The organism is Pseudoalteromonas sp. TAE56, assembly GCF_000497955.1.
Lineage (GTDB): Bacteria > Pseudomonadota > Gammaproteobacteria > Enterobacterales > Alteromonadaceae > Pseudoalteromonas.
Genome location: NZ_AUTN01000039.1, coordinates 1 through 10,484 on the forward strand (window position 1 = coordinate 1; position 10,484 = coordinate 10,484).

The following is a 10,484-nucleotide window of genomic DNA, read 5'->3' on the forward strand; positions in this document are numbered from 1 at the left end:
AAGCCACTTTGATTTAACAAAATTTAATTTGGACTAAGTTATGCTCAAAGGGACCTTTTTTTGTATTGACGGCCATACCTGTGGTAACCCAGTAAGGCTAATAACCAGTGGTCACCCGCAATTAAGCGGGTTGAGCATGAGTGAGAAGCGCCAGGATTTTTTGCAAAATCACGATTGGATACGCCAAGCGCTCATGTTTGAGCCTAGGGGTCACGATATGATGTCGGGCGGGTTTTTATATCCACCCACCACGGAAGATGGTGATGCAGCTATATTATTCGTGGAAACATCAGGATGTTTACCTATGTGTGGTCACGGTACGATGGGTATTGTTACCTTCGCTTTGGAGCATGGCTTATTACATGCAAAAGTGCCAGGTACTTTGCTGTTAGACACACCAGCTGGGCGTATTCATATTAACTATGAAATGACTGATGGCAAAGTACAGTGGGTAAAAATTTATAATGTACCCGCATATTTAGCACACCGCTCGATAGTTATTGAGATACCTGAGCTAGGTGAGCTTAAAGTAGATATTGCCTATGGAGGTAATTTCTACATTATTGTTGAGCCGCAGACGAATTATAAAGGCATTGAACATTTAACTGCAGGGCAAATTTTAAAGTACAGCCCTAGAGTCCGAGAAGCAATAAACGCGAAAGTTCAATGTACGCACCCGCTAGATAAAACCGTTCAAGGTGCTAGCCATGTTTTATGGACAGGCACACCTAAAAATCCCAATTCGGATGCAGCAAATGCTGTTTTTTATGGCGACAAAGCTATTGACCGTTCGCCATGTGGAACAGGTACCAGCGCACGTATGGCACAGCTTTTTGCCAAAGGACAGTTGGCTCAAGGGCAGAATTTTATTCACGAAAGTTATATTGGGAGCCAGTTTATTGGTTGTATTGAGCAAGTAACAGAAATAGCAGGCATACCAGCCATATTACCAAGTATACAAGGCTGGTCTAGAGTGACGGGCACAAGCGCGATCACCGTGGATGACGATGACCCATATGCATTTGGGTTTCAAGTAATTTAATGAGGAGCAAAGCATGACATTAACAGGACAAAGTTTAGTAGCAGGGCAGTGGATCGGTGATTCAGCGAATGGTGAATTTCACGCATTTTCCCCTGCGCGCAATGAAGCATTACCAACGCGCTTTTTTAATCTTAGTACGGCTGAATTAAACGGTGCGATAAAGGCCGCACAATCGGCGTTTTATCAGTACCGTAAAACCAGTTTCGCGCAACGTGCAGATTTTTTAACGTGCATCGCAGAGCAAATTTTAGTACTTGGCGATGAGCTAATTGAACAAACACAGCAAGAAACTAACCTACCACTTGCGCGTTTACAGGGGGAGCGCATGCGCACCGTAAATCAACTTAAAGCATTTGCTAGTGCATTACGTGAAAACCCTGAGTCACCTCTGGGTTTGAAAGTAGTGGATGAAGCAGATGTCACAAGAGCACCTTTGCCAAAGCCACATACTGAGCTTAACTATTTACCGTTAGGGCCCGTTGCTGTATTTGGAGCATCTAATTTTCCTTATGCCTTTTCAACACTGGGTGGAGATACTGCAGCAGCGCTTGCTGCAGGTTGCCCAGTGATTGTAAAAAATCACACAGCGCACCCTGGTACGGGTGAGTTAATGGCACGAGCGGCGCTTGCAGCCATTAAAGAATGTGCGATGCCTTTAGGGGTGTTTGCTATGGTGCAAAGCAAGGCGTATGACATATCGCATCAATTAGTTGCTGCTCCGGGAATTAAAGCGGTTGGCTTTACCGGATCATTTAATGTGGCCAGTAAACTGCAAGAAACGATTGCCAAGCGTGAAGAACCCATCCCATTTTATGGCGAGCTGGGAAGTATTAATCCACAAGTTATTTTACCTAATAAAGCCATAGAACAGAGTAAAGAGATGGCACAGTCACTTTGCCAGTCAATGCTGATGGGCAACGGGCAATTTTGTACCAGTCCTGGGCTTTGGTTAGTGCCAACGGGGTGTGATGAACTTGAAGCACACATTACTGCGTGTATTAATGATGCGCCATCAGACACCTTGCTCACCCCTGGGATTGTTAAAACGTTTAAACAACAAGTCGAAGAGCGCAGCCAATTTGCTCAACTAAGCGTGTTGGGCAAAGGTAAGCTTGAGCAAGCGTTTCATGCTAATGCGCATGTCTTCGCGTGTAATGCCGATGATTATTTAACAACCCCAACTTTGCATGAAGAAGTGTTTGGCCCTGCGGCATTAGTTGTGCGCTACGACAGTGAGCAACAGCTCATGATATTGATAAATAAACTCCAAGGTCAGCTTACTGCAAGTGTTCATGGTACTGAGGCTGATTTAAATAAAGCTGATAGTGTTATTGAAGCACTGCAATATAAAGTAGGCCGTTTGATTAAAAATCAAATGCCAACAGGTGTAGAAGTGTGTGGTTCAATGAACCATGGTGGACCATTCCCAAGCTCAACGGATGTGCGCAGCACTTCTGTTGGTACAAATGCAATGTTGCGATTTATGCGACCAATTTGTTATCAAGCATAAGATTATTGGGCGGGATATACAAATTGTATATTCCCGATTTTCCTTATTCTTAAGGACGCTTAGGCAGATTCTAACTTGGCATATAAGTGAACTTGGGTATAATGTATGCTAAATGCAATATAAAAGGATCACCATGGCTATCGAGCACAAAACCCGTACCCAACTAGTCGCAGAAGCAATTCGTGAAAAAATATTAACCGGTGAGATAAAAGCTGGTGATCCGCTGCGTCAAGCTGCACTTGCTGCTGAACTTAATGTGAGTCGAATACCTGTTCGTGAGGCACTACTTCAGCTTGAAGCTGAAGGGCTTGTTAATTTTGAAGCGCATAAAGGAGCCACGGCCACAGAGCTTTCAGCATCACAAATTGATGAAATTTTTGATTTGAGGGCATTACTTGAAGCTGAGCTGCTAAGTCACTCAATAGAGGGATTAACAGATCAAGATTTAACCGATGCCGAGCTTATCTTAACTGAGCTTGAAAGCGCCATGGAAGCAGGTGATACTCACTTGGCAACGGGCGATTTAAACAGCCGTTTTCATGGTAAGTTGTATTCACGCGCACAACGGCCACAAACTCGGGAGCTAGTTGATATGTATAGTAAAAATTCAGAGCGTTATGTACGGATGCATATTTTACTGGCAGGTGGCTTAACTACTGCGCCCGAAGAGCATCGCACTTTATTACAGTTTTGCCGCGTAAAAGATACCAAAAAAGCCTGTGTTTTTTTGAAAAAGCATATCTTGAGCGCAAAAAACGACATTAAAAAACTATTACTTAAAATAGAAGATGAAAAAAGGTAGTTTTTAATAAATCTTTGCTAGCACATTCTTATAATGTGCTCAGCTGGCTACCATTCAAGGTTCAACCAGCTTATCTGCATTTTTAAAGTGAATATTTAAAAAATAATTTAGGTAGGTAGAGCAAAAAGCTTAGAAGTGTAAAGCTTAACCTTACCTAATATTCGCATAAACGATACACCTGAACTTTCTACCTTAAATTTCTATTTTTCTTTAATGCTCAATAAGTAAGATTATTTAATAGGGTGAGATGCAACCATCGCAAGAACAGTTAAGCGGTAGGTACTAAAAACTCCGTAAAAATGGAGTTTTTGTTTGTTAACTTTTAAATAATTAGTCTATTAAACCTAGAATCTCAAGTCTCTCTTTTGCCTTGATATACCGTGTTTGAACATCATCAATCTGCTGTTGAGTTAGTTTTTTCCCAAGGGTACGAAGCCCACCCGTTACATCATTGTGATGAATGCCAAAAGCAAGCTTAAGGTATTCTAAAAGTAACGGTTGTGCATCAAGGTAAGATATAGAATTCATCGCTTGAGAAATTTTATTTGCTTCAGCCCATTCGCCTTTATTCACATGTTCCTGCATAGTGACACTTGCTTTTGGGAATATACAACCAACGCCTGTAATTCCACCGCACGCACCAGCGAGTCCTGCATGTACGGTTACGGTGTCTACACCAGCTAGTACTTTTAAGTCTTTGTTCATTAGCATCATTGTTTCAATAACTGACACGTCTATCGTTGAAATTTTAAGCGCGGTAACTTCAGGTAAAGCAGCAAGCTTCGTTAGAAGATCAGTTGAGAGCGCATGGTAGCCGGCTGCATCAGGATTGTTATAGGGCATTATTGTTATGCCTACCTCTTTTGCAGCTTTTGCAGAAAGGGCATAGTATGCATACATTTCTTCATCAGAAGGTGTGTATGTGGTTTTTGGTGGCATTACCATCACGGTATCAACGCCAACAGTCGCAAGTTCTGTAACAATTTTGGCAAGCTGTTCTTTAGTTTCAGCTGCTGCTCCACTGATTAATGGAACATTATGTTGTTTAGCTACAACCGAAAGAGCCTTTAGTAAAGAAAGGCGCTGCTCGTCACTTAAATAGGTATTCTCACCCAGTGTGCCAGAGCCAACAAGCCCTCCCATTTTAGTACCTCCTTTACCTTTAACGCTTAAAATATCATTTGCATATTTTTGCGTTGCATCAAAATCAATTTCAAGTGCGCCGGACTGCGACTCTTTAAGCCAAGTAAATACAGCTGGCATAACAGTATATCGCCAGTCTTTGCTATTTGTTTTCATTATGCTTCCTCTTATATCCACTTATTTTCGTATATTGTATACAGTGTGCAGTTTATTGTAGCAGCAAAATTTACTTCGGCAATACCTAGGTCAAAATTAATTAAGTATCTAGTTTAAAAATATTAAGGAGCCTATTACACCAAATAACATAGATTACATAAGCTCGCCTCAAGCAGTTAATCATCGTTATAAATATTTATTTTTAATATTTCAGTTTTATGTATTAAATCTCAGAACTCCAAGTCTCTGTTTTTAGGTACAAATTGAAAAGGTTTTAGGTTCTGTATAATTTGTAATTTAAATTTAACTAAAAATAAACGCATATTACATATTGTATACAATATGTAATATGTGTATATTTTTCATGTCGAGGCTAGTCTCACAATAAAAAATCAACAGGACCAAGGAACTCTTACATGTTTACAAATAACAAAAAACAAACTCGGGGCGTGGGTGCTAAAACCCTGCTAGCAACTGCGGTAACTGCAGCATTATTAATCGTGCCAGCTGCACACGCTGTTGATGGCAGCAGTATTGTTAAAGGTCATATTGTTGCCCAATCGGGGAATGATTTAACCGGCGCAACTATTACACTTAAGCATAAAAGTAAGGGATTGGTTTACACCATTACCAGTAACGCCGAGGGTGATTACTTATTAAGAAACGTACCTGTAGGTACATACGATGTAACTATTGTAAAAGATGGTTATCAAACAATGACTGAAGAAAATGTTGCTGTAACTATTGGCCAATCAATAATACTTGATGTACAGCTTTATAAAGCTGGAACGGATATTGAACGTATTGCTGTTACTGGTTCAGCCATTCGTCGTGTTGATATGGCATCTTCCACCTCTGGCTTAACGTTCAGCAGTTCAGAGCTCAAAGCAATGCCGGTAAATACAGGTTTTGAAAGTATTGCTTTGTTGGCTCCGGGCACTGCTGCACCAGGTGGTTCTAATTTTAAAGGCGCATCAAGCTTTGGTGGATCGTCAGCAGCTGAAAACGGTTACTACTTTAATGGCTTGAATGTAACAAGTATTCGTACTGGGCTAGGTTCGATTCGATTACCATGGGAGGCTATTTCGCAAACTCAAGTTAAAACGGGTGGAGTAAGCCCTGAGTTTGGTGGGGCTCTAGGTGGTATTGTAAACGCTGTATCTAAATCGGGTGATAATGATTTTAAATTTGGTGCAGAGGTACGCTGGGATCCTGATAGTCTTCGTAGTCAGCATGATTCAATATTCCAAGATAGCGGCACCATCAGTACCAATACGCAACAGAGCAGTTACGATTTTAAAGAAGTACAGTTATGGGCGAGCGGTGCACTTATTGAAGATACGCTTTTCTTCTATGGTCTATTTGCTCCACGAAGAGAAGAGTCGAACAGCGCTGGGCAAAGCACATTTTCTGATTTTGAGCGTGATGAAGACCGCTGGTTTACAAAAGTTGATTGGTTTATTAATGAAAACCACTCAGTAGGTTTTTCAGCAATGAACAATAAACGTACTTGGACTGATAAAACGTTTGCTTACGCGTGGGAAGAAAACGTCGTTGGTGAGCAACAAGGTGTTGATGCACCGGGTGAAGATGGCGGTAATGTTTATAGCATTAACTACAATGGCTATCTGACTGATACTTTTTCAGTGTCAGCCGTTGTTGGTCGTGTTACTGAAAATGTTGAGAACGTGGTCGCGTCTCCAAACCCAGGTGTATGGGATGAAAGAAATGGCTTTGTTACGTTAAGTCAGCATACAAATTCCGGTATAACAGAAGAAGAGTACATTCGAGACCAAGCTCGCATTGATTTTAGCTGGGACTTAGATGAGCATTCAATTCAATTTGGTGTGGATTACACCAATGTAAAAGTTGATTTCTTTGAAGGCCAAAATGGCATTGGGGACGCTGAAGGCTGGTGGACAGTAAAAACGGCCGGTGAAAACGATGTCTCTGGTGCTGCACTAGGTGGGGATTTTATCGAAAGACGAGTACGTAGTCGTGAGGTCGATTCGGACACCACTTCATTAGCGTTTTATCTTAATGATTCATGGCAAGCAACTGATAATTTAGTGCTTAACATGGGTTTACGCTATAGCCAGTTCGAAAACACTGTTTCAGATGGTCGCGCTTTTGTTGATATAGATAATCAAATCGCGCCACGTTTACAAGCAATTTATGATGTTAGTGGCGATGGTAGTGCAAAAATATTTGCAACCTTTGGGCGTTATTTTCAACCTGTTTCTGCGAACATGAATATCACCCAGGGTTCTGCATCTATTGAATGGTTTGAGTATTTCGAATTAGATCAATTAGAAGGCAATGGATCACCTTCTTTATTGGCTGATGGCTCACCTAGCAGAGGTGACATGTTACGTGATAGACGCTGGCGCCAGCGTGGTATTACTGAACCAGGGTTAATTGCCTCAGCTTCTTTAAAACCAATGTACAGTGATGAATTTACAATTGGTTATCAGCAAGAAGTGTTTGACACTATGTCTGCGGGTGTACGTGCTATTTACCGTGATTTAGGTCGCAGTGTAGAAGATACCGATGTAGGTCCTGTGCTTGCTAAAAAGCTTGCTGAAATGGGTATCACCGATAACGTAGGGCAAGGTTCATATTATGTGCTTAATAACCCTGGTGAAGCAATTCAAATGTCGTATGACTTTGATGGAGATGGCCAAGTAGATAACGTTAATTTGAGCGCCGAAGAACTGGCACTACCAGAAGCTAAACGAAAATACCTCGCGCTTGAATTTACTCTAGATGGCAACTTAACTGATGATTTACGAATCAATACATCATATACGTGGTCACATAGTTATGGTAATACCGAAGGATTAGTTAAAACGGATAACAACCAAGCAGATCCAGGTTGGACAACATCTTATGACTACGGCGATTTAATGGATCATGGCTACGGTAATTTACCAAACGATCATCGCCATTCAATAAAGGTAAGTGGTGCTTATAATATTACCGATGCGTTAACCGTTGGCATTGTTGCAAGCGCTACGTCTGGCCGACCTAAGAGTTATTTCTCTGTTCACCCTGAAGGCGTTGATAGCTGTGAGCAAGGCAGCCCGTGGGATGCATGTATTAGTAAATACTACGATCAAGCATCTCACTACGATGAAAATGGCAACCCTGCGCCACGAGGCAGTAAGGGTAATCTGCCTTGGTCAACAAACGTAGACATGTCACTTACTTATTACACAGATTTTTTTGGTTCAGACATGACCTTAAAAGGTACTGTATATAATTTATTTAACAGCGATAGTGCGATAAATATTAACGAAGAGCGTGCTCAGTATGGCGATAACGGCCTAGAGTTAAACCCTGACTATGGTTTAGTGACTAGCCGCCAAGGTGCTCGCTATATGTCGTTGGTTGCACGTATTGAATTTTAGTTTTCCCCTAGAAGGTTGTTACTTGATTTAATAACTTTGCTTAAGACTACATAAGGCAAAGAATCGCTATCAATGAAGCAATACAACCTTAATGCTGAACAGGAGACTGTTCGGCATTTTTTATGGGTAACCTATTTTTATTGAGTTAATTACTAATAATACTACAGGCCATAGTGCTGTGCTAATGAGCCATTAAATATAAAGCTCAGTTAACATAAGCACTATTAAGGTTGGAGTAAAAAATGAAAATAATAAATGCAGAAAAAATTGATTACGCTCTTAATTTTGAATCTTTAATAAAAGCACTCCAAAAGGGTTTTGCATCTGCTTTTTGTATGCCTAAACGTAATGTGTACGAACTTAATACAGACAAGTCAAATCATGATGCTTTTGCGATATTACCCGCATGGAATGAACATGTTATTGGCGTTAAGGCGTTTACTTACTTTCCTACAAACACAGAAACAGAATATCAATCGCTCTATTCTAAAATAATGCTATTTTCTCGCAATCATGGTGAACCATTAGCATTAGTCGATGGCACGCGTATTACGCTTTGGCGAACTGCAGCTGTGTCTGCATTAGCAAGCCAGTATTTATCCAGAAAAAACAGTAAACACTTAGTATTTTTTGGTAGCGGAAATTTAGCTTTATATATGATTAAAGCACATATATCGGTGCGTAATTTTGAGAAAGTAACACTTATTGCACGAAATGCTCAAAAAGTGGCGGCGTTAAAACATACCCTAGAGCAGGCATTTCCTAATATGGAGTTCGTCATTGGTAAAAGCACGAAGGAAGTTGTTTACAGTGCTGATGTGATTAGCTGTGCAACGGGATCGCCAACACCTTTATTTAAAGGGTCTTGGTTAAACCAAGGCACTCATATTGATTTAATTGGTAATCACCATAGTGAACAACGTGAATGTGACTCAACCACAATTATTCGCAGCAATGTATATGTTGATAGTAAAGTAAACGTACTTGCTGAGGCTGGCGAATTACTCTTGCCAATTAAAGAGGGTGTGTTTTGCGCACACGAAATTTGCGCAGAATTATCCGAATTGGCAATCCAGAACAAGAATGCCCGTTTAAATAATAAAGATATGACGCTATTTAAATCGGTCGGTACTGGACTTAGCGACTTAATTGCAGCGCATAGTGCTTATCAATTATTAGAAGGTTAATATGTAATGAGTAATATACTTGTAATCTTAGGGATGTGTTTTATAGCTGCCGGTTTATTACCATTTTTCAGATGGATGAAATGTAAGATAAACAAACATCATTGGCGAGTATGTGCAATTAGTAACATCATCTCCGTAATAAACACACGTGTATTACCATTAGAATGCGCGCAACAACAATCAATGTTGGTAAGCTTTAATTACAATGGCGATATTCACAGTGTTGTAGTTGACTTAGATGAATCGTTATTTAAATTATATAAACAAGGAGAGCCTTGCTCCTTATTAGTTGATAAAGACAACCCTCACAGAGTGTATAAAAACGCGCTAATATGGCAAAAATTTGGCCATATCTGGCTTTGCGCTGGCTTATCCTTACTTGTACTGAGTATTTTTACTAATTAGGCATATTATTTTTCGTGGTTGAATTTGCAGTAGTATGTTTGGTATTTAAAGCAGGGCCTATGGAATATGTTTATTCCGCATAAGTAGGCGATAACGTAGAATAAATGCGCAAAAATGCGCGCCCGTTGGGTATATTATAGTGACGATATGCTCTTTGTTACTCCACGGATGTTGGTAAGGGGCGTGAGCAGGGTGCGAAAGTTTTGCTCGGTTTTTACTTACTCTTATATGGACGTAAGCCATTAGAATAATGCAGGAGCAGTTTCCGAGCCCACTAGGTTAATACCCCGCGCCGCAATTCAATCGCCTCAGATTAGACAAATTTCAATCCATAAAGGTCTCCACACCCTAGCCTAAATCCTAATGAAGAATATGAGTAAGTAAATTAACAACAAGTATTAGTAATGCTTATTGTTAATTGCATTATAAATCGCATCACACAATGTTTTTATACTGGTGTCATCACTTATATACGGTGGCATAAGGTAAATTAGTTTACCGAATGGGCGTATCCATACACCTTGCTCTACAAAATAGGCCTGAATTTTTGCAACATCAACATTGCCCGCAGCCTCGTTTAGTTCAACAACACCTATTGCACCTAAGGTACGCACATTAGAAACCGCATCTAGTTCGCTGCATTTATGAAGTTGTTGTAGTTGGGTGTTAATTTGCTTTATTCGTTGTTGCCAGTTTTGTTTAAGTAATAAATCAATACTTGCGCAGGCTGCAGCACAGGCTAGTGGGTTACCCATAAACGTAGGGCCGTGCATTAATACACCTGCTTCACCTTCGCTGATGCCAATGGCTATTTTATCGCTAGTGATAG

Annotated in this window: 8 protein-coding genes; 6 read left to right on the plus strand and 2 right to left on the minus strand. The window is 40.5% G+C overall.

Annotation, left to right across the window (positions count from 1 at the left end):
- Positions 1–40 precede the first annotated feature (40 nt).
- The 3 genes from L656_RS0101385 (at position 41) to L656_RS0101395 (ending at position 3,354) form a co-directional block, all read left to right on the plus strand.
- Complete coding sequence (locus L656_RS0101385; protein WP_024597910.1) at positions 41–1,042, plus strand: 4-hydroxyproline epimerase; 1,002 nt, start codon at positions 41–43, stop codon at positions 1,040–1,042.
- A gap of 13 nt (positions 1,043–1,055) precedes the next feature.
- Positions 1,056–2,552: an aldehyde dehydrogenase (NADP(+)) gene (locus tag L656_RS0101390; protein WP_024597911.1), complete on the plus strand. Its 1,497-nt coding sequence runs from the start codon at positions 1,056–1,058 to the stop codon at positions 2,550–2,552.
- A gap of 133 nt (positions 2,553–2,685) precedes the next feature.
- Positions 2,686–3,354, plus strand: coding sequence for a GntR family transcriptional regulator (locus L656_RS0101395; RefSeq protein WP_024597912.1), 669 nt, complete (start codon positions 2,686–2,688; stop codon positions 3,352–3,354).
- Positions 3,355–3,684: 330 nt separating this feature from the next.
- Here L656_RS0101395 and L656_RS0101400 read toward each other — a convergent pair whose 3' ends face one another.
- Positions 3,685–4,653, minus strand: coding sequence for a dihydrodipicolinate synthase family protein (locus tag L656_RS0101400; RefSeq protein ID WP_006793005.1), 969 nt, complete (start codon positions 4,651–4,653; stop codon positions 3,685–3,687).
- Between the two features lie 416 nt (positions 4,654–5,069).
- Here L656_RS0101400 and L656_RS0101405 point away from each other — a divergent pair, with 416 nt between their 5' ends.
- From L656_RS0101405 to L656_RS0101415, 3 genes are all read left to right on the plus strand, one after another.
- Positions 5,070–8,063 (plus strand): TonB-dependent receptor, encoded by a 2,994-nt coding sequence (locus tag L656_RS0101405; protein WP_024597913.1) that lies wholly within the window; start codon positions 5,070–5,072, stop codon positions 8,061–8,063.
- Positions 8,064–8,305: 242 nt separating this feature from the next.
- Positions 8,306–9,250 (plus strand): ornithine cyclodeaminase family protein, encoded by a 945-nt coding sequence (locus tag L656_RS0101410; protein ID WP_006793003.1) that lies wholly within the window; start codon positions 8,306–8,308, stop codon positions 9,248–9,250.
- A 6-nt stretch (positions 9,251–9,256) separates the two neighbouring features.
- On the plus strand, positions 9,257–9,655 hold the full coding sequence (locus L656_RS0101415) for a hypothetical protein (protein WP_024597914.1): 399 nt from the start codon (positions 9,257–9,259) through the stop codon (positions 9,653–9,655).
- 398 nt (positions 9,656–10,053) lie between these two features.
- Here the strand turns inward: L656_RS0101415 and L656_RS0101420 are convergent.
- Positions 10,054–10,484 (minus strand): aminotransferase class III-fold pyridoxal phosphate-dependent enzyme (locus L656_RS0101420; RefSeq protein WP_024597915.1); only part of this gene is annotated, 431 nt, incomplete at its 5' end.

What these genes read in the sequence shown, in the direction of transcription:
- L656_RS0101385 (WP_024597910.1), top strand. Translation starts at nt 41, where the DNA reads ATGCTCAAAGGGACCTTTTTTTGTATTGACGGCCATACCTGTGGTAAC.
- L656_RS0101390 (WP_024597911.1), top strand. Translation starts at nt 1,056, where the DNA reads ATGACATTAACAGGACAAAGTTTAGTAGCAGGGCAGTGGATCGGTGAT.
- L656_RS0101395 (WP_024597912.1), top strand. Translation starts at nt 2,686, where the DNA reads ATGGCTATCGAGCACAAAACCCGTACCCAACTAGTCGCAGAAGCAATT.
- L656_RS0101400 (WP_006793005.1), bottom strand. Translation starts at nt 4,653, where the DNA reads ATGAAAACAAATAGCAAAGACTGGCGATATACTGTTATGCCAGCTGTA.
- L656_RS0101405 (WP_024597913.1), top strand. Translation starts at nt 5,070, where the DNA reads ATGTTTACAAATAACAAAAAACAAACTCGGGGCGTGGGTGCTAAAACC.
- L656_RS0101410 (WP_006793003.1), top strand. Translation starts at nt 8,306, where the DNA reads ATGAAAATAATAAATGCAGAAAAAATTGATTACGCTCTTAATTTTGAA.
- L656_RS0101415 (WP_024597914.1), top strand. Translation starts at nt 9,257, where the DNA reads ATGAGTAATATACTTGTAATCTTAGGGATGTGTTTTATAGCTGCCGGT.